General features: G+C 25.7%; 14 protein-coding genes. All 14 read left to right on the forward strand.

Annotated elements, in window-relative coordinates; translation table 4 throughout:
• Positions 1 to 541: 541 nt before the first annotated feature.
• The 14 genes from Q346_RS0103265 to Q346_RS04055 all read left to right on the forward strand — a co-directional run bounded on the left by Q346_RS0103265 (position 542) and on the right by Q346_RS04055 (position 21,648).
• The gene (locus tag Q346_RS0103265; protein WP_027333043.1) at positions 542 to 1,162 is read left to right on the forward strand and encodes a Fic family protein; all 621 of its coding nucleotides are present in this window, start codon (positions 542 to 544) and stop codon (positions 1,160 to 1,162) included.
• A 319-nt stretch (positions 1,163 to 1,481) separates the two neighbouring features.
• Positions 1,482 to 2,711: an IS3 family transposase gene (locus tag Q346_RS04115; RefSeq protein WP_162148279.1), complete on the forward strand. Its 1,230-nt coding sequence runs from the start codon at positions 1,482 to 1,484 to the stop codon at positions 2,709 to 2,711.
• Between the two features lie 297 nt (positions 2,712 to 3,008).
• A complete protein-coding gene (locus Q346_RS04285) occupies positions 3,009 to 3,191 on the forward strand; it encodes a 16S rRNA (uracil(1498)-N(3))-methyltransferase (RefSeq protein WP_027333045.1) in 183 nt (60 codons plus the stop codon).
• Positions 3,192 to 3,253: 62 nt separating this feature from the next.
• The gene (locus tag Q346_RS0103280) at positions 3,254 to 5,164 is read left to right on the forward strand and encodes a M13-type metalloendopeptidase (protein WP_027333046.1); all 1,911 of its coding nucleotides are present in this window, start codon (positions 3,254 to 3,256) and stop codon (positions 5,162 to 5,164) included.
• Between the two features lie 81 nt (positions 5,165 to 5,245).
• Positions 5,246 to 6,088 (forward strand): hypothetical protein, encoded by an 843-nt coding sequence (locus Q346_RS0103285; protein WP_027333047.1) that lies wholly within the window; start codon positions 5,246 to 5,248, stop codon positions 6,086 to 6,088.
• Between the two features lie 116 nt (positions 6,089 to 6,204).
• Entirely contained in the window at positions 6,205 to 7,860 is a 1,656-nt protein-coding gene (locus Q346_RS0103290) for an MBL fold metallo-hydrolase RNA specificity domain-containing protein (RefSeq protein ID WP_027333048.1), read from the forward strand.
• Positions 7,861 to 8,286: 426 nt separating this feature from the next.
• Entirely contained in the window at positions 8,287 to 11,118 is a 2,832-nt protein-coding gene (locus Q346_RS0103295; protein WP_027333049.1) for an OppA family ABC transporter substrate-binding lipoprotein, read from the forward strand.
• Between the two features lie 14 nt (positions 11,119 to 11,132).
• The gene (locus Q346_RS0103300; RefSeq protein ID WP_027333050.1) at positions 11,133 to 12,209 is read left to right on the forward strand and encodes an ABC transporter permease; all 1,077 of its coding nucleotides are present in this window, start codon (positions 11,133 to 11,135) and stop codon (positions 12,207 to 12,209) included.
• Positions 12,209 to 13,480, forward strand: coding sequence for an ABC transporter permease (locus Q346_RS0103305; protein ID WP_244874348.1), 1,272 nt, complete (start codon positions 12,209 to 12,211; stop codon positions 13,478 to 13,480). The genes Q346_RS0103300 and Q346_RS0103305 overlap by 1 nt, the downstream gene beginning before the upstream one ends.
• A 4-nt stretch (positions 13,481 to 13,484) precedes the next feature.
• Positions 13,485 to 14,573, forward strand: coding sequence for an ABC transporter ATP-binding protein (locus Q346_RS0103310; RefSeq protein WP_036438099.1), 1,089 nt, complete (start codon positions 13,485 to 13,487; stop codon positions 14,571 to 14,573).
• Positions 14,563 to 17,103 (forward strand): ATP-binding cassette domain-containing protein, encoded by a 2,541-nt coding sequence (locus Q346_RS04260; RefSeq protein ID WP_027333053.1) that lies wholly within the window; start codon positions 14,563 to 14,565, stop codon positions 17,101 to 17,103. The genes Q346_RS0103310 and Q346_RS04260 overlap by 11 nt, the downstream gene beginning before the upstream one ends.
• 90 nt (positions 17,104 to 17,193) lie before the next feature.
• Positions 17,194 to 18,033, forward strand: a complete 840-nt coding sequence (locus Q346_RS0103320; protein WP_027333054.1) for an MAGa7180 family putative nuclease — start codon at positions 17,194 to 17,196, stop codon at positions 18,031 to 18,033.
• Positions 18,005 to 20,341 (forward strand): UU173 family protein, encoded by a 2,337-nt coding sequence (locus tag Q346_RS0103325; RefSeq protein ID WP_027333055.1) that lies wholly within the window; start codon positions 18,005 to 18,007, stop codon positions 20,339 to 20,341. The genes Q346_RS0103320 and Q346_RS0103325 overlap by 29 nt, the downstream gene beginning before the upstream one ends.
• Positions 20,342 to 20,469: 128 nt before the next feature.
• The gene (locus Q346_RS04055; RefSeq protein WP_027333056.1) at positions 20,470 to 21,648 is read left to right on the forward strand and encodes a hypothetical protein; all 1,179 of its coding nucleotides are present in this window, start codon (positions 20,470 to 20,472) and stop codon (positions 21,646 to 21,648) included.
• The last annotated feature ends 34 nt before the right edge of the window (positions 21,649 to 21,682 follow it).

The following is a 21,682-nucleotide window of genomic DNA, read 5'->3' on the forward strand; positions in this document are numbered from 1 at the left end:
AATATTCAAGCAAAAAATTTAGATGAATTTCAAAATATTTTTGAAATTCAACCTGAAGACAAAATGTATCTTGCACCTGAAAAAAGAGTTAAGATTTGATAACTGAAAGTGGAATTTTCCACTTTTTTTATTAAAATTAAAGTCAATCTACGACCAAAATATGTATTTAGATAAAATTTAAAAAATCGCGCGCAAATTTTAAACGAGTGATTGCTCGATTGTAATTTCAATCCGACCACCCTAAAAAATGTGGATCGAGCGCACCTCAAGAGTTTTGGAGGTGTTTTAGCAAATTAAACTTTTTGTCCACTTTTCGTGCTTCGGTTTAAGATGTTAATTTTACTATTTCTAAAACCTATTTTTAGGATAAACATCCAAAATTTGACTTATTAGCAGATAATTTTAAAGATGAAGAAAATTATGTAATTTTTTATAACTACCAAGCAGAAAAGAAAATTATTACAAAAATTGCAAAGGAATATATTTTAATGATGATGTTTATGTTTGAGATGGAGTAATTACAAAGGAGTGATAGTAAAAGATGATTAAAAAATATATTTATGAATTAACTACTTATGCATCTAATTTAGAAAATATTGATATCACTATCGATCAAACAAAAAAGTTAGTTGATAATTTAGATGATTTAAATTTGAATTTTTATAATAAAAACATTGTTTTGAATTTATATCAAACATATAAAAAAGTAATTCATGAGGAAATTGAATATAATAAAAAATTTCCTGTTTTAACACTAATGGACATTAACAAAAATATCGGTGAGAGAATTATTATTGATAATGGAAAAATTAGAAAACAAAGTGTCTTAATTACCGGAACTTCTTATAAGCCGCCTGTGGTAAATGAAGAATTAATTAATAATGTAATTTTAGATAGTTTATATGACTTAAATATTGATAGTGTCTTATCCTTGCAATGTAAATTAATGAAATTGCAACCATTTAATGACGGTAATAAAAGAACCTCAATGATTTTTACTAATTTACTACTATCAAAACATTTCAATCAAGTTTTAGTTGTGAAAGATATAGGAAAATATCGCAGTTTATTTGTTGATTATTATGAAACAGATGATAATGAAAAATTAATTGCTTTCTTAAAAAGAAATTTAAAAGGACAAACAAAAAGAATGTTAGTATAAATGAGTAAATTTAAAATTTGACAGTGAAGCACCTATTGAGAATTGGAATAAAAATATTGAAAACAATCATACAAAACTATTAGTGTTAAACGGTGGAAAAATTCTTACTAATTTTAAAAATCATAGTTTTGAAAATATTCCTAAAAAAATTAAAAGCGAGCATTTAGAAGCACTCAGAGAACATATTAATAAGCAGATTAAATTAATAAATAAAAGTAAAAGGAGAAGCAGATAAAAAAATAGACTTTAATGTTCTATCTAAACTGGGACACGAAATATGGACAATCCATATTTCGTGTTTTTTTGTATAGGAAAATATATGAGACAGCTTAAACAGCATGAATGACTTGAACTTTTTTCAAGTTATCATGATTATAAAAAAGGTTTAATTGCAAAAAATGATTTTGAAATTAAATTTCTTTCAATCAGAGGAATTAGTTTTTTTGATAAAAAATTCATAGAAGTGAAAAGGTATTTTATTAGAAATTACAAAAGATATAATTTAGGTATGACTAATTTAGAATCTAAAACAGGTAAATCTTCTAAAAAAGGTAAAGGTGCAGGAAGGCCGAAAAAGAAAAATATAACCCCAATTGAAATTGTTAAAAAAGAATTAGAAAAAATGCCAAAAGAACAATTAATAGAACTTTTGGAAATTTACAAAGATTCTTTTGATAAAAATGGAATTGAAGTTGATATTTCTAAGATAAAAAAATCTTCAATTTCTGTAAGAAAATTAGGTCTTTCATTTAGCAAATCTAAATCAACTATTCATAATTTAAAAACAAAAAATAAACAAAATAAAAATCTAAAATTTAATAATAAATATGACGAATTAGTAATTAAATCATTTAAACAAAATAAATGTTTATTTGGAAGAAAAAGACTTGAAAATTATATAAAAAGAAAATATCAAATAACGCTTAATTATAGAACTATTGGTAGAATAATGAATAGATTAAATTTGCTTTGTTTAATTAGAAAAAAGAGAAAAGACAGAGAACAAAAAAATACAAATGTAAAATTTATTGATTTAGTAAATCGAGATTACAAAGGACAAAAAAATCAAATTATTGCAACAGATGTAACATATATTCAAGCACCAAAAGATTGTGAAAACAATTTTGTTTTCTTGTCGGTTGCCATTGATCATAAAAGTAAATATATTGTTAATTACAATCTTTCAACAAGAAATGATCTTGAATTGGTTATGCAACATATGTCGAAAATAAAATTAAATCAAAAATGAATTGCACATTCTGATCATGGATTTCAATATTCTTCAAAAAATTATGTAGAAACAATTCAAAAGAACAATGGAGTTGTTTCAATGGGAAGAGTTGGAAATTCTTTGGATAATAGGGAGGCTGAATATTTCTTTTCAATTTTGAAATCTGAATGTTTAAAATTAATAGACATATCAAAAATTACATTTAAAGAACTTAAAAATTTAATTACTAATTTTATATTTTGATATAACACTGAAAGAATTCAATCTGTACTGAATTGAAAAACACCTCAAGAATCTTGAGGTGTTATGACAAATTAAACTTTGTCCAATTTTCGTGTCCCAGTTTAATCTTTTACTTTAATTTTTATATGGTTTTCAAATGTTCTTAAGAACTTGAAAGTTTTATTAAATTTGAATTTTTTGCTTAAAATTCACCATTTTTTAAGACTTGTTATCTTGCACACACCCTATTTAAACAAATTAATTAACCATATTCACATTTAAAACAAAATAATTTAATAAAACTTCCAAGCAATATTTAACAGAACTAATTAATAATATTTATATTTAAAAAACAAAATAACAATAAGAAAATCCCTAAGCTGCACACTCAATATGGATTGTTCGTATTTCGTGTTCCAGTTTAAAAAGTCAATTAAAAACCAATTCAATTATTTATATCGGCCAGAGGGTGGATTTAGCAAAAAGGAAGTTGCTGAAGTTCAAAAATTTCAAGTGAAAATTATTATTTTAGGAAAAACTATTTTAATAGCTGAACTGCTTGCCTGGAAGCTTTAGCAAATATTGATGAAAATTAATAAGATATTTATATAATAATTAAATACTAAAAGGATAAGAAAATGAAACCAGCAAATATTAAAGATGACTTATATTATGCAGTAAATGCTGAATGACAAGAAAAAGCTAAAATTCCTGCTGATAAAACAGCCACTGGCGCTTTTTATGAAATCTATAAAACAATTAGACGTAAAGAAAAAATGTTGGCAGCTAATTTAATTAAAAATTTATCTGTAAAACCAAATAAAAATGAACAATTAAATAATTTAGCCAAATTTTATGAAATGGCTTTGGATTATGAAACAAGAAACAAATTGGGTATTAGACCATTAAAGGAAATTGTTAAAAAGGTTACTAATTTAAAAGATTTGAATGACTATATTACTAAATTAAATAATTTCGAATTAAGAGAAATTCCTTCATTTTTCGATTTTTCAATTTATTCAGATTTTAAAAATTCTGAAAATCAAATTTTATATTTGGGTAATCCTTCAATCATTTTACCTGAAAATAGTTTTTATGATGATAGTCATCCAATGAAAAGTAAATTTTTAAATGCATATAAAAAAATGGCAACCAAATTGCTTCAAAAATTTGCTTTTAATCCTAAAAAAATTGCACAAATTGTTGAAAATGTTTTAAGTTTTGATAGAAAAATTTTAGAATTTCATCCAACTGGGCAAGAATTAGTAAATTACATTGCTTTTTATAATCCTCGCTCTCTTGAAGAATTAAATGCTTATGAAGCTGATTTTAAACTTGGAGATTTAGCTAAAAAATTAGTTAATAATCAAAATGTTGATTTTGTTTCAGTAACTTATCCAAGATTTTTTGAAAATTTAAATAAAATTTTAAACAATCAAACTTTTGATGAATTTAAAGACTGACTTTTAATTAAAACATTAAGATTTTATAGTCCGTATTTAGATCGTGAAACTGAAATTATTGGAAAAATTTATACTAAAGTTTCATCTGGAATTAAAAAATTACCTGATAGAAAAAATTCAGCTTTTGATTTAATGCAAAATTATTTTGGAGATGTACTCGGTTTATATTTTGCTCAAAAATACTTTGGTGAAAAAGGTAAAATCGATGTTGAAAATAAAGTGGCTAAAATGATTGAGATTTATCGCCAAAGATTGTCTGCTAATACTTGATTATCTGAATCTACAAAAGAAAAAGCAATTATTAAACTTAATAAATTAAAAGTAAAAATTGGTTATCCAAGTAAATTAAAACCTTATTATGATAATTTTGAAACTAAAACTGAAAAGGCTAATTTAGTAGATAATATTATTTTATTTAATACTGTATTAGAAGATTATGCATTTAGTCAATATGGCACTAAAATTGATCCTGAATATTGATCAATGAGCGCTTCGGCTGTAGATGCTTATTATGCTCCTAATTTAAATCAAATTGTTTTCCCTGCTGGAATTTTAAATAAACCATTTTATTCATTAAAACAATCTTCATCAGCTAATTATGGTGGAATCGGAGCTGTAATTGCACATGAAATTAGTCATGCATTTGACAATAATGGGGCTCAGTTTGATGAAAATGGTAGTTTAAATATGTGATGAACTGAAGAGGATTTTGCTAAATTTAATAAATTAGGTGAAAAAATGGTTGATTTGTTTGAAGGCCAACCAACTCAATTTGGTTTATGTAATGGTAAATTAACTTTAAGTGAAAATATTGCAGATAATGGGGGAATTAGTTGTGCTTTAGCTGCTTCACAACTTGATGCTGATCATGATAGCAAAGAATTTTTCATTTCATGAGCGAAAATTTGAAGAATTAAACAAAGAGAAGAAATAGCAAAAATTCTTTTATCAACAGACCCTCATGCTCCTGATATTTTAAGAGCAAATATTCAAGCAAAAAATTTAGATGAATTTCAAAATATTTTTGAAATTCAACCTGAAGACAAAATGTATCTTGCACCTGAAAAAAGAGTTAAGATATGATAATTGAAGTGGAATTTTCCACTTTTTTTATTAAAATTAAAGTCAATCTACGATTCAAAATATGTATTTAGATAAAATTTAGATATGAAAAGATATTTCAATTTCTTTTTTATTATTTTATTTATTTGTTTTTTAATTTTCCCTATATTAATTATTTATAGAATTGATCCAACACTTGAAACTGCTGCTCCATATATTGTGCCTGAAATTGTAGAAAATTTTTGATTAATTAATGTCAAGACTAATATTAATTTTAAAATTATTTCTTCATTAGTTTTCACATTAATATTAGTAAAAATTATTATCAGCTCATTTTTAGTTCTTCCTAAAAATAGAATTACTAATATTAGCAAATTGATTTGATTTTTTGTAAATATAATTACTTGCTTCTTTATTTTAATTTTAATTATTGATAATACTATTGCAATGAATAAATTGTGAATTAATTTACTTTTAGTAATTAATATACTTTGATTTTTGTTTAATTTGTCAGATTTAAAAATTAAAAGTAAATATATTAAATTAATTGCACTTATGACTTTAATGCTAATTTTTGTAATTTCACTTTTGCCTTCAATTGTGGAAATTACAAAATGAAATGCTCAAACACAAAACTTTGACTTTTTATATTATTCTATTTATAGTTCTAAAAACTTTATTTTAATTCCTAATTTGATTCTAATTTTTCTTTTTGCTACTTCAATATTATTAGTTTCATTAAACTTAAAATTTAAAATCAAAGTGCTTAATATTTTTGTCTTCATATTAAATATTTTTACATTTATATTCGCACTTTGAGCCGCCATTTGAGTTAATTCTTATTTAGTTTATAGCAATAATATATTCTTAAACATTATTAACAATTTTGCGTTAATGATCTCTATAACTTATTTATCTAATCAAATAGTTAATAAATTTAAATATTAATAATTCTTTAAAACTGATGCATTTTTTTGTATTAGTTTTATTTTTATATTAAAATTAAAACAATATTTGTTTAATACATATTTATTTCAATTAATTAATCATTTTTAAGGAGATATATGAAAGAAAATCACATTAATATTTTTGCCTTAGGTGGTCTAGATGAAAATGGTAAAAACTGTTATGTCTTAGAATATAACGAAAGTATTTACATTATTAATACAGGTACCAAAATTCCAATTAATTCAAAAAATGGTGTTGACACTCTCATTCCTTCTTTTGAATATTTACAAAAAAATGCTGAAAAAATTAAAGGTGTTTTTATAAGTGATGTTAAAAATGAATCTTTTAGTGCCTTACCTTGATTATTAATGAAAGTGCCTAATTTAAAAATTTATACTTCAAGTTTTAATAAAATTATGATTTTAGATAGATTATCAAAATATAAAATTGATAACCCAAGTTATAAAGTTGAAGTGCTTAATAAAACTTTAAATTTAGGTGAAATTTTTGTGCAACCAATTGCTTTAGCTGGTTCAATGCCAGGTCATATTGGTTTTGATTTCATAACCCCAAATGGCGACATTTTATTTTTATTCAATTTTGTTGAAGGCGATTTAGGAATTTATGGACGTCTAAATTTTGAAGAATTAGCTAAAAAATTCACTAAACGTAAAATTTTATGTTTGGTTGTTGATGCTGGTAAAGCTAATTATGGTGATCGGGCAATTAATAAAATTAATTTACCACAAAATATTAAAGACATTTTTTTAAGTGCGAAAGAAGATGAAAGAATTATTATCGGTGCTTACGATGAAGAAATGGTGGCAATTCAACAAATTCTTGAATTAGCTATTGAAACTAATCGTCCTGTTATCACTTATGGAAAAACTTACGGGCAAATTTTAAATTTAATTCAAAAGTCTAATCCCACTTTAAAGTGACCAAAAATAATTGATTATAAATATGCTAACAAAACTAAAAATGCCGTTATTTTAGTTACTGGTTCAACTGAAAGATTATATAGTCGCTTTTTAAGAATCACTGATAATAAAGATGTATTTCTAAAACTTATTCCCTCAGATACAGTTATTATGCTAGCACCAGCAGTCAATGGTTTAGAATCTTTAGAGGCTTTAACTCTTGATGAAATTGCTAAAATCACTCCAAAAATTAGTGATGTTTCAAATAATGAATTTTATCGTCATCATCCAACTAAAGTTGACTTAGTTAATTTAGTTAAAGCAATTGAACCAAAATATATTATTCCAGTTGAAGGTTTATATAGATATTTAGCTGATGCGCAAAGATATATTTCTGAAGAAACTAATATTAATAAAAATAATATTTTATTAATTCAAAATGGTAAAGTTGTACATTTTGTTAATGATGAATTATTATCAACTAAAGGGAAAGTCAAAGAAGTTGGTGATACCATTATCGATGGTTTTGGAGTTGGTGATATAAGTAATGAAGTTATCAACGAAAGAGAAATGTTAGGCCGTGATGGTGTTGTCTTAATTAGTTGTTTATACAATCCAAAAAATAAATTATTAACTGGTAAAATGCAAATTAACTTTGTCGGTGTAATTGATAAAGAAGAAAAAAAAGAAGCACAAGATTTAATTAAATCAACTATTTTAAAGTTAATTGAATCTGAAACTTTTGATGGTTTAAAAGATTTTCAAAATCGTGCTCGTCATATGATTAGAAAAAAAATGTTTAAATCTTTTGATAAAGAACCAATGGTAATTGTGTCTTTAAATCAAATTTAACTAGGTTTTGACCTAGTTTTTTTAAAATAAAATTATTTTTTATTTTTATTTTATGTATATAATAAGCGTGTTATGTTGAATACAAGTTTTTATTTAAAAGGATTAATGAATATTACCATTTGCCCATTTGTGACTAAGATGGACATTATTTTTCATTATCAGCCTGCTAAATAAAAATGACTTAGGCAGGCCTTCCTGCTTAAACTAAATAATAGAAATAAATATTATGAAAACTATAGAACAAAAGACATAGTAGGAAGAAACCTATAAAAATATTAGTCAAAATGTGCTATAGTCAATGAGAATGAACTTGTTGGTTATAAGCCAACAAGTTTTTTTAATCAATATAACGTGTAAGAAAAGTTTAAAATAAATAAAAATATTAAATTACTTAATTAAATAATAAGTAACTTATGAAAGGAAAATATGCCTAAATTAAATAGAAAATTGGCTACTTTAGTTCCTCTTTCGGCTGGTTTTGTATCAATTGGTGCTTTAGTTTCAGCCGCTTGTTCGCCAAGTGATAGTTCAACTATTGGTAAAAAAGTGGCTCAAGATAAAGCATTTATTTCATATATTAACAATCCATATAATGCTCAAGCTTTTAAATATGACCCAAGTCAATCTTACGGAGGAAATGATTCTATTACTTCTTTAAGTACCACTGTATCATTAGTTCGTAAAGAAACTTTAAATAGTCCGCAAGTTGTAATTGGTGCTCAAGGTGCTAAATTAATTAAAACCCCATCAATTTGAAAATACTCATTGATGGCTGGTTCAAAAGTTATTGTTACAGATAACAATGATCAAGAACATGTTTTTGACAATGATGACTATAATCCTGAATATATTAAATCTTTAGCTGATTCAAATGGTAATTACAGTCAATTATTGTATAAAGTAAAAAGTAATAATGCAAATAGCATTAACTCAGATGCTTTTGCTGAAACATTAAAAAATGCTAAAAAAGTTCAATTCGAAATTAGAGATAATATTTACTGATCAAATATTAAAAATCAAAAAACTGAATTCAAAGTTGTAGCAGATGATTTCTATATTAGTTGATTAAGAACAGCTTACTTAAATAAACCTTTAAGATTAAAAGCAATTCAAAATGATCAAGCTTTAAGTTCTAAAACTAAGGAAGAAAAAGAAAAATTATTAAATGATTTAGATGATACAGCTAGATCTTTACTTGAAACTGGTGCAACTAATTATTCAGAAAAGAGTTCATTTGGTAATGAATATTTATTTAATTTATACAATGTAGATAGTAGCAAATTTTACAATCGTGATCAATTCATTCAAACTGTAAATGGTGTTGAAAGAGTTACTTTTGATGCTCTTGGTGAAAATGCTGCTGATTTAAATACTTTCTTTGATGCAATTGCAAGTAATGGAGAATTTTTAGCCGCACCTTCACAATTTATTAAAGCAAGAGGTGCTTCAGTACAAAATGAAACAAGAACTTTAGTTCCTCATATTAGTGCTACTGATGTTCAAGCTAAAAAAGACAGCTTAAAATCATTAATTACTCAACTTTCACTTGACAATCCATTAAGATTAGCTGGAATTTATTGATACGGTTCATATATTGATCAAAACGATCCTGAATCATTGTTAGCTGCTGGTCCATATATTTATGCAGGTTTTTCTGGTTCAGCAACAAGTAAAGATATTTTTGAAAAAAATAGAAATTACTATGACACTGAATGAGTAAATAATCCAAATACTCTTAATACTAGAGAATATAAATATATGCCATCAAGCGGTGGAGCAGATCAAACTCAATTTGTTAAAGCGATGTTAGATGACTATCTTAATGGTAGAATTTCTGTTTTCCCATTTGCTAACTTAACTGATGTAGCTAAAAAAGATGCTGAACTTAAACCAAGAAAATACAATTTACAATTTAGAAAAGTTAATTATTCAACAAGTCTTTATGGCTACACAACTTGAAGATATTTTGCTAAAAAAGTTAATACCAATGATAAATTATCTATTGATGGTTATTCAGAAGCATTTTCAAGACTTTACTATGGTAAAGGAATTAATGAAAATGCTGCTGGTAATCAAAAAGGTTTAGAATACTGAACTAAAGTTGCAACTGGTTATGGACCTGTATTTAGAAACTTAATTAATGCTGTCTTTAACCCTGATTATTTTGATGCCGATGTTTGAAATGGCAGCAGAAAACAACTTATTTCAAGTTTAGCTCCCGATGCTCTTATTGGGGGTAGTGATCAAGATAGTGCTGAAAATAGAATTAAAACTCTTCGTGATGCTTATGAAGAAGCTAATAGTTACTTTATTCTTGACAAAGATTACAACAAATTACAAATCAATACAGACAATAATTTAGTTACACCAACTTTACAAGAAGAACATTATCTTGGCTCAAGTTCAGATATCGAAAAATACAAATCAGCTAAATATAATGAAGTTAAAGCCGCGATGAAAGCATTATTAGATGCCTTTTATGCTGAAAATACTGATTTAAATCCAGAAACAGATAAAATTAAATTTAAAATCCCTTATAGATTTAATAACTGAACTCCTGCCAAAGTAGAAGGCGCATTTAAATTATTACCTGAAATTTACAATGCTTTAGATTCTCGTTTAGAAGTTGAATTTATTAAACCAGAAGAAGATAATTTCTATCAAATCTTTTTCAGCGGAAATGGTGTTTATGCTGCTAATGGTTGAGGATATGATTATGATGCCATTGGTTCAGGAATTGTTGGATTATTAAATGATCAAGGTAGAGCTCTATTCTCATTACTTGCAGGAAATGAAGCAATGACTACTAAATTAGAAACTTCATTCCCTAATTTAGCAAAAGCTCTTAAAGCCTTTAAAGCCTATGTGGAGAATCAAGAAAATAATGTTAACCTTAGCGTGCCATTAGATAAATTAACAGAATTAACCAATAATCAATTAGATGTTTGAGCTTCACACCCTAATGTTTATAAATGAGAAGATAATCAAATTAAAGTTAATCCTGCAGGATTTGAAGGTTATGACGACGCATTGTACTTAATACTTTCAAAATTCTTCTTAGAATTTAATGCTTCATTAACCAATCAAGAAAATGTTACTTTAGTTCAAGAACTTAATTCATTCTTTGGCTTTACTGTTGATCCATTTAGACAAGTTTCAGTTACTGAATATACACCTAGTTTAATTAATCCATACTATGTATATCCTTATACTTCAGACAATGGTGAATGATGAAATGACATTTTTGTTTCACTTTAATTAATTTATAGTTAATGTTTAAATATAGTTTAAAAAGAATAGCCTTGGCTATTCTTACATTATTTATTATCACAATTTTTAGTTATCTTTTAATTGTTACTTTCATTTCAAACCCTTTTGAAGTAGCTTTAAAAAGCCGTGCTGAATTAAAAGAACCTGAAAGAAAACTTTTAGAAGCACTAGCTAAAGAATTTAGTGAGCAAAACGCCTTTGAAAAGCTTGGTATTTACTTATCCAACTTATTTAAAGGCGATTTTGGACAAATGTACTTCATTAATAATCCAGAGGCTAAAAGTATTCCAGAATTATTCTTTGGACCACTTAAATGAAGTATTTTAGTATCATTACCATCATTCATTATTAGTGCAACATTAGGAATTTTATTAGGAGTTTGAGCTGGATATAATCGTGGTAAGGCTGCCGATGCCATTATTAATGCATTTGTGTTAGTCTTTATTGCAATTCCATCCTTTATTATTGCTCCTTTTGCAATTAATTTATTTAAAATGCTTGGTTTACCAATGCGTTTTATTGCTCCTGAAGAAGTGGGAAATAATTGATGAATTACTTTTAATTCTTTACTTCCTGCTATTATCGTTATTTCACTATCATCATTATCAGGATATACATTGTATTCAAGAAATCAAATTGTAACTGTTCTGTCTTCAAATTATGTTTTAATTGCTAAAACTAAAGGTTTATCAACTGGACAAATTTTTAGAAAATATGTTTTTAGAAATATTTCTATTCCTTTAGCTGCCATTTTAATTCCTTCATACATAGGACTTTTAAGTGGTTCAATTATTGTTGAAAGATTCTGATTTATTCCAGGAACATCAAACATTATTGCTCAATCTTTCCCTAATGGAGAAATTAATGTAGTTATGTTTAATATTATTTTCTTTACTTCATTAGCTTTATTTACTGAAATTTTAGTTGATATTTCTTATGCATGAGTAGATCCAAGAATTAAATATCAAAGTTCACAAGGATTGAATTTTTACTTACTTTTCAAAGCTTATCAACACAGAAAAAAAGAAATCAAAAAACTTGAAATGAATAATGAATCAAAATTGAAAGGAGTTAACTAATGTCAATGCATTTATCAAATGAAGAATTTAATGCTAAATATAAGTTAAACCAAAATTTTAGTTCAAAAATTCATTTAGCTCAAGATAGAAATTTAACTAATAATATTGCCGGAAAACCGAAAATTTTAGCAGTTGAAATTATTAAAAGATTTTTTAAAAATCCAGTTGTTGTTTTAGCTACATTAGCTTTTTTAGCTTTAATCTTAACTTCAGTTATTATTTACTTCACTTCACCTTATTTAGCAGCACAAAGAATCGATGCTAATAGTCAAGAAAAATTAACTTTTATTAAAAGTTTACCGCCTCTTTTTGATGCACATGAAATCTCATTTGATACTTTAAAAATCAAATCATACAATGTAATTGTGGATAGCCAATATTATCAATATTTAAGAGATGCTGGTTATGGATTAAGTTTTAATACTGAATATTCAGCTTCTGGCTCACAATTTATTGAATACAATGCTTATGATTTTTATACTACTAATAGAATTTTTACAACCATTAACCCAGATCATTGAAATTCATTAGTTTCTGATTCAGATAAAATTGCCTATTTACAAGAACTTGGCCAAGCTGTACCAAAATTAAAAACTTATTTAGGAACCACAGAAAATGGTTATGATATTTGAACTACTGCTTGAGTTGGGGTAATTCAATCAATGAAAGTTGCTTTAATTGTGGCTTCAATTGAATTTTTAATTGGAGTTACAATTGGTGCTTATTTAGGTTTTCACGCTGGAAAATGAATTGATACAGTTGTTATGAGAATCATCGAAATTTTCCAATCTCCACCTTCAATTATTTGATTATTAATGTTCGTTTCTATTTGAGGAACTAACGATTGAGTTTTAATTGGTGGTTTATTATTCGTTGGATGAACTTGACCAATTGGAACTACTAGAATGTTTATTATTACTGTCAAAGATGAAGAATATATCACAGCTGCCAAAAGTATTGGAGCTTCAACTCCAAGACAAGTTTATTTACATGCTTTACCAGCAATCATTGGTAAATTAGCAATGAACTTTGTTAGAAGAATCCCATCAGTTATTCTTTCTGTGGCTTCATTAGCTTTCCTTGGATTCTTTAAAGACGATAATTCAGCTAACATCGGTAAATTTATGATTGATAACATTTCACAATCTGAACTTAACCCATGATTAATGATTTTACCAGCCTCAATTCTTTTAGTCCTATCATTAAGTCTTCAATTTATTGCAGTCGGTATCCACGATGCACTTGATCCTAAAATTGTAAAAGCGAGATAATATTATGAATTTAAATCAAATTAAAACCGAATCATTAAAAGATGATCAATTATTAAAAGTTCGTAATTTGACTGTTGATTTTAAAACTAGTCAAAAACAAACAATTAGAATTATTCGTGGTATTGACTTAGACATTAAAAAGGGGCAAATTGTTGGTTTAGTTGGTGAATCTGGTTCAGGAAAAAGTGTTACAAGTAAATCATTAATTAATGTTAATGATGGCGCTATTATTAATGCTGATGAAATGCAAATTGCAGATTATGATTTAACTAAAATTGGTAAACATAAAAAATTATGACAAAAAATTAGAGGACAATATATTGGTTATATCCCACAAGACCCTTTAACTTCATTAAATCCAACAAGAAAAATTGGTAAACAATTACTTGATGCTTTAAATTTAAACAATGAGTGAAAAAATAAATCAAAAAATGAAAAAATTGATTATTTAGTTTCACTTTTAGAACAATTTGGAATTAGAGACTCAAGACAAGTCTTTTATAGATACCCGCACACCTTATCAGGTGGAATGAAACAAAGGGTTGTTATAACAATGGTCGTGGCTTTAAATCCAAAATTAATTATTGCTGATGAGCCTACAACTGCCTTAGATCCAACTGTACAGGCTTCAGTTTTAGCTTTATTCGAAACAATTAGACAAAAATTAGGGATTTCTATTATCTTAATTTCACACAACATTAGTGTAGTTGCTAAATTTTGTGATTATATTTTTGTTATGTACGCAGGTAAAATTATCGAAAGAGGAACTAGAAAAGATATTTTTACCAAACCAGCTCACCCTTATACTTGAGCTTTGATTTCAGCTATTCCAGAAAATAGCCAAGATCGTCTTTATTCAATTAAAGGTACTCCTCCTGATTTAGCTAATTTACCACTTGGTGATCCTTTTGCGCCAAGAAATGATTATGCTTTAGAAATTGATTTTTATAAAGAACCTCCTTTAATTGAAATTGATTCACACCATGCTGCTGCTACTTGATTATTGCATCCTGATGCACCAAAGGTACAAAAACCAAAAGATTTACAAGATAAATTAGACGCATTTAAAAAGGTATTTAAAGATGAAAAATAAAAATAATGTAGTTTTAGAAATAAGAGGACTTAAAAAATATTTCACCAACAATGGTTATGTAAATAAAGCTGTTGATGATGTTAGTTTTAATTTACATGAAGGTGAAATTGTTGGTTTAATTGGTGAATCAGGTTCTGGTAAAACTACAGTTGGTCGTTCATTATTAAGACTTTATGATGACTTCAATGGTTTTGTAGCTTTAAATAAACAAGTAATTAGTGGTAAAAAATTATCAAAAAATCAAAAGAAATTCTTAAGAAGAAATATTCAAATGATTTTTCAAGATCCACATGCAGCTTTAAATGGACAAAAAAATATCTACTCTACTTTAAGAGAACCTTTAATTGTTAATGGAATTATTCATGAACAAATGAAAGATATCTTTAAAGATTGAGAATTAGTTAAAAAAACTTTTCATTACACATTTCAATATCGTGCTAAAAAAATCAAATTGGATAATTTAAAAGCAATTAATGATTTAGCTGTTCATTTTTTCCCAGACTGAAAAGATAAATTATCTAATTATGAATATGATGCAAATTTAAATTATGAAGACAATTTCAACGCTTTCTATAACTATCTAGAAGAAAAACAAAACATGGAAAGCCAAATTGTCAATAACATGTATTCAAATACTGAAAAACTAATCAGTTATTATTATGCTAAACAAAATCAATTGCGTGCTAATGACTTAGAATTAGACGAACAAGAATTAATTCAAGCAAAAGATGAACGTGAAAAAACTAAAGCTTTATTAAAAACTTCACTTAATGCTTATGAAGCTAATTTAAAACTTATTAATCTCAAAAATGAATTAAAAACTTTTAAACACGAATGAAAAAATCGTGTCCAAGCAAATCGCAATACATTTAGTAACTATATTAAAGAGTTTAAAATGGATAAAAAGATTGATTTCTACAACAGAATTCAAGCCTTTGATTTAAATTTTTATGCATATAGTTTGAAAAAAGGACTTTTAAATAAATTCCTTTATCAATACACTAAAAATATAAGTCGCAATTTAGGTGCTCTTGATTATCAACAAGCACAAAACTTAATGCTTAAGTTAAAAAAATCTGCTTTTGATTTTTACAATCAAAAAATCGAAAAATTAACTTATTCAAAAGACATTAAAAAAGTGATTACTAATTTATTGAATACTGAGTTTAATTTTAAACTTGATAAATATACTCACTTAAATGCAACTGAATTAGAACACAAAAATAAAGTTTTGAGCGACTACCAAAGTCAAATTAATCACTTAGAAACAATCATTAAAAATGAAACTCAACCAGCTAAAACTCAAAGTGATTTAGCTCTTGCCCAAGAAAAATATAATCAAGCACAAGCTAAAAGTCAAGAAGAATTAGCTAAATTCATTGAAAAAGAAATTGATCAAATTTATCAATTGCATGTTGATATTTCAGAAAATGAAAAACAATATCAAAGTTTAAGAGCAATGCAAAGTGAAACTGATGCTTTATTTAAAGTTAATAGCGACAAATTCTTTGCAACTTTAAAAGCTGATTATGAGAAGTTGCTTAAAGAGCAAAAACAATTGACTAAAAAGTCACCAGAGTGAGTGCAAATTAATAAAAAAGTGAATGAACTAAAAAAATTAATTGCTATTTATCACAGTAAAATTAAAAATAAATTAAACACTTTACAATCATTCAAAATTGAAGTTAAGTACTTACAAAAAGATATTAATGCTATTTACTTATTATTAGGTTTAAATAATGATAAAGCCTTAAAACAAAATTCATTAATTAACAAAGTTAAGACTTTAATTTCTAAATTAACTAAAAAAGATTTAACAAAATCAGTTGCTGACTTAACTCGGGAAGACATTGCTTTAAGCAAAACTATTCCAGTTTTAGGTAATGTGCAAATGCTTTGAAATCGTTTATTAGCTTCTTGAAAAGTTAGAAATCTTTTAATTAAAATGACTATCTATAAATCTCTAGAAGATGTTGGTTTATTAAAACAATTTGCTTACCGTTATCCACACGAATTCTCTGGTGGACAAAGACAAAGAATTGTTATTGCCAGAGCCTTAATTACTCAACCAAAAGTCATTGTGGCTGATGAACCAATTGCATCATTGGATATTTCTATTCAAGCGCAAGTGGTTAACTTATTAAAAGATTTATGTGAAAAGAAAAACATTGGAATGATTTTCATTGCGCATGACCTTTCAATGATTGAATATATTGCTGACAGAGTGCAAATTATGCACTTAGGAAAAATTGTTGAATCAGGTGAAACTAATGTGGTTTATAATAAACCTCTTCACCCTTACACAATTAACTTATTTAAAGCGATTCCAAAAATTTCTAATGCAAATGAAAAATTTGAAAACATTAACTTTGAATTAGATTATTTAAAAGATCAACAATTCCCTAAAGTACCTAAATTATATAAAGTTGAAGATGATCACTTTATTTATGGAACAAAAGATCAAGTTACTAATTGAGTGAAACCTTTCAATTTAAATGATTTTGTTTTAGCAACAGAAGATGAAAAATAATTTTAGATATGAAATATTGCTAAATATTTCATATTTTTTTATTTTTTGTCTCTTATAATACAAATATTAATTAAAAAATAAGGAGAAATAATGGCAAGAAAATACAATGGAATAGATTATTTTTTAGATGAAACTGCACAAGTTGTTAAACTTAGTCCTGAATATCATGCTCAATTACTTAATAGCAATTCTAAATTTACTAAATTTAAAAAATTTGGTGGTTCATCTATTGGAGATATTTTCGAAACCGATTCTTTTAAAAGCCCTTTTAATGCTTTCTGTTTTATAGCCAGATTAAAAATGCCCGCTTTACAGATGAAATATATTAATGCTGGGGTTTATTTAGAACCAAAAGTTTTTGATTTTTTACGTCAATATGTTTATACCGATGATAAATTCGATATGCAACATATCGAAGCTGAAAAAGTCAACTACGATTATTTTCAAAATGATGAAATTATAGGTGGGGTTCCTGATGGAATCATTCCTAAATTAAGTATGGTGTTAGAAATGAAAGCTGTTGGAATGAAGAAAAAAGATGCTTGACAAAAGGGCAACTTACCAGAAGATTATAAAAAACAAGCACAATTATATGCTCACTTATTGGGCTATAAATACTATTCTATTGTTGCAACTTATTTAAATGAAAGTGATTATACCAATCTAGAAAATGTTGATTTTAAAACGCAAACTTTTGCTTATAACTTCAATGTTAATAATGAAATGGCTAAAGATGATATTGAAATAGTTAAACAATTTTGAAAACACTATACTACTACCGGAATTTCACCTCAGTATAAATTACCAAGGGATAATGATCAAGTTGCTTATTTAAGATGCAAAAATGAAAATGAATGAAAAGAACTTTTTGAGTACTGAAAACAAATTGGAAAAGTAGATAATGATATTGAATTCAGTAAAGTTAAATAAAAATAAAAAAAATGTAAATATTACATTTTTTGAATATAAATTATCTTTTATTGCTCAACCTTATTTCATTTTTCATCGTGATTTTCCCAATAATGAAATTCCAAATATTGATCAAAACGGGTTTGAACTTTATAAAAAAGCGAATGATCAAAATAAACAAAATATTGAAAACATTTTGCAATTTTTAAGAGAATTAAATGAAGAAGAAGCTGACGAAAATGCAACAGAAATTGACAGTTTTGATTTTTTAGAAGAGTCTTTAAGTGAATTGGAAGTTCAATGGGACTACTCACAAAGAAAAAACGCAATAATTCAAAAAGAAATTCAAAAGCAAGCAGTTGATTTTCTTAAAAACAGTTTAAATCTTAATGAACATGAAATTTATGAACTTTCTCCTTCTGAAAGTTTAGAAAATTCTTTAATTAATTTACAACTTGCTCTTAACAATCCTAATATTTCGCTTATTATTAATCCTAAACTTGGTTTTTATTTAAATAATTTTTCAACTGAAGAAATTGATTTTTATTTAAAAGCAAATTTATTTGCCTATGATAAAGCAACTAAAACTGCTTATTTGAAAAAAAATAAATCTTGAACTGAATCAAGCGATTATTTAAAAGCCAATTTCATTTTTGAAGTTGCGAAATTGACAGGACTTGTTATTAAAAATATTAAATTAATTATTTTTGATGAATTTAAATCAAATATAGAAAAAGGCAAAATTCCTTTTTTTATCACAGATGCAGCTTCATCAAGTAATTCGAAACCCAAAAAAGATGATAATGGAGAAAGAGAAAAACTAAGAAAAAAAATTGTCAATGGAACTTTTTTTAAGTATGAAAATTTAGATATTAATTTTTATTCAATTGTCTCAAGCAACATTAACAAAATTGTTAAGAATCCAATGATTGCCACAGATAAAAAAACAGAAGAAGTTAATTTTAAATGACCAAAAGAATTAAAATATATTGATAATAGCGACTTTGGTAATTTTGAAGATAAAATAAAGCAAATTGTTGACTCATATTTTTCAAAAGCGCCTATTTATAGTAAAAATGGGGAATTTAATTTAGATGAATTTTTAGAATCAACTTATGGAAAAGACAAAGAGTTTAATAAATTAATTCTTTTTTTATATATGAGTGATAAATATTATTTCTCTACTCAAATTAAAAAAATTACTAATATATTAAATACTAAATATGTTTCAGATTTTCAAAATACTGTTGATTTAAGAAAAACAATTCCTAATTATTTCTCAATTGGGGCCATTGAATTATTAAGCAAATATATTAAAAAAGATAAAAGATATATTTGATATGACTATGAAGGTGTTACTTCGATTGTTCCAATGCTTGATAATGCTAAACCTTATCAACAATTTACCAATCAAGTATCAATTATTGAAACAGTTAATGGAGAAATTATTTTAAAAAATAATCAAATATGCCAAAACTTGTTAAAAGATCCTTTAAGTTTAACTTTAATTGATTTAGTTGATATTCTGATTAATGTTTATGCTAATAAGGCTGATTATTATGTTGTCTTTAATAAAACTTACGAAAATTCTCGAAATAATGAACTTTGTGAATTAGTAAAAACAAAATATTTAAATAATGATCTTGAATTTATTAAACAAATGGAACAAATAGGAATTAATGAGTTCACTACTTTTGAATCAATGGTTAATCATATAAACAATAATACTTTAGATTTAAGAGACTTTCTTACTAAAAGAACTATAAATATTGAATATAAAGATGATGTTCTATTTCCTAATAATTTGGTTAAAATCAAAAATAGAGACAAAAAAAATATTGAAACTATCGCAGGGGAAATTGAGCAATTAGATAAATGAATTTATCCGACTATTAACACTACTTCAACAAGCAAACAATCAATCCCTACTAATATGTTAAATTTCAATATTTTTGAACTTTTTGGTTTAACAGGGATTAAAAAAGTTGAAAAACTTATAACTGAATCACAAGTTAAAACTAAATATCATGCTTACTTTAAAGAATATAAAGATTTAGATATTAAAAATGGTAGTATGGCAATGGAAGCTGCTATAAACAGACAGTTGAATATCATTAAAGATAATGAGTGAAGCGAAAAAGAGACGGAATTAAAAAAATATTGTCAAAATGATGTAGTGGCAATGTTAGTTACTTTTGACTTTTTCAAAATGATAATTTTGGATGCCTTACCTGAAATAGAACAATATTTGTTTCAAATTGACAATCAAATTATTTCTTATGATAAAAATTTGAAGAGAATTATATTAATTGATGAAATGTCATTTTAGAATGACATTTTTTTATAAGTTTTTGTAACCAAGAGTGACAATTTAGCATTTTTTGTCTATTAGTTCGAAATACTTTGATTTTTTTTTTTTTTTTTTTAGAATTTCATTAAATAAACAAGGAGTTTTTTATGAAACTATTTAAGAAAAAAATATTTTTTGGTTTTGGATTAGTTGCCACTTCTACTTTACCTTTAACTTTAATTTCTTGTGGTAATGGAAAAGGTGATACACCAAATCCTTCTAATCCTACTGATCCTACTAACCCAACTAAACCAGTTGAAAAAACATTTAATGTTGATTATCTTTTTAATGTTGCTAAAGTATCTGAAATTTCAACTATATCTGATAAACTTGCACAATATGAAAGAAAGCTGAGAGAATTTGAAACTTCAACTAGTGAATTCTCAAAATTAAGATTAAATTCACAATTAAAATTATGAAACTTTAGTTATCCAAATACACCTAAATCAGCAATTTTAACAAGACAAGAATATACAGAATTAGTCAAACCAATTTTAGATAATAATTCACCTTATTTTTCTGTGAATTGAGATTTAGAACTTCCTATTAATTTTATTAATGCTGAAGAAGCTAAAGAATTTGAAAATAATTTCCAAAACTTCTTTAATAATTTTTACGTTAAAGAACAATGATGAAAAGTTGAATTTAAACAACTTACCGATGCAGCAAGAACAGGTAAATTCTCTAATAAGTTGACTCTTGAAGCAGCACAGACAGGAAATAAATTAGCAGAATATAATGCTGTTGTAGCTAAAATTAAACAATTTTTTGCAGACGTTGCAAATGTAGAATTAAATGATGATATAAAAATCATTGAAATTGATCCTGATTATAGTGTTAATTGAGGATTGACTTTGAAATTTCAAAATGCAAATAATATTAAAACTGGAAATGTAAGACTTGATATTAAAAAAGCTAATAATTCTTGAACAGACCAAGAAATTGAAGCAAAAAATGCAAACAATCAATTTACTAAAAAAATTGTAAATAAAGTTAACGAGCTTTTAGCAAGTCCAACACTTATGTCGCTATTAAAAATTTTACAAACTCAGTTTATCATTAACTTTGATGAAACTCAAATTAATGCACTAGCAAATAAAATACTAGATTCTATACAGAATTATCTATTTAATTTTATAGCTATTCCTATTCCAAATTTTGTTATAAACATTATAAAAAATAAAATAAATACTGTTATTTCGCCTATTGTTAGATCTAAATTGCTTACATTTAACAACAGCATAAAATCTAAATTAGTTGAAATAGCAAAAAGAAATGCTAATTAAATCAATTCAATTTACATAGATTTTTAAATCTATG

Source organism: Mycoplasmopsis gallinarum DSM 19816, from assembly GCF_000621085.1.
In the GTDB taxonomy this organism is placed as follows: Bacteria; Bacillota_I; Bacilli_A; order Mycoplasmatales; family Metamycoplasmataceae; genus Mycoplasmopsis; species Mycoplasmopsis gallinarum.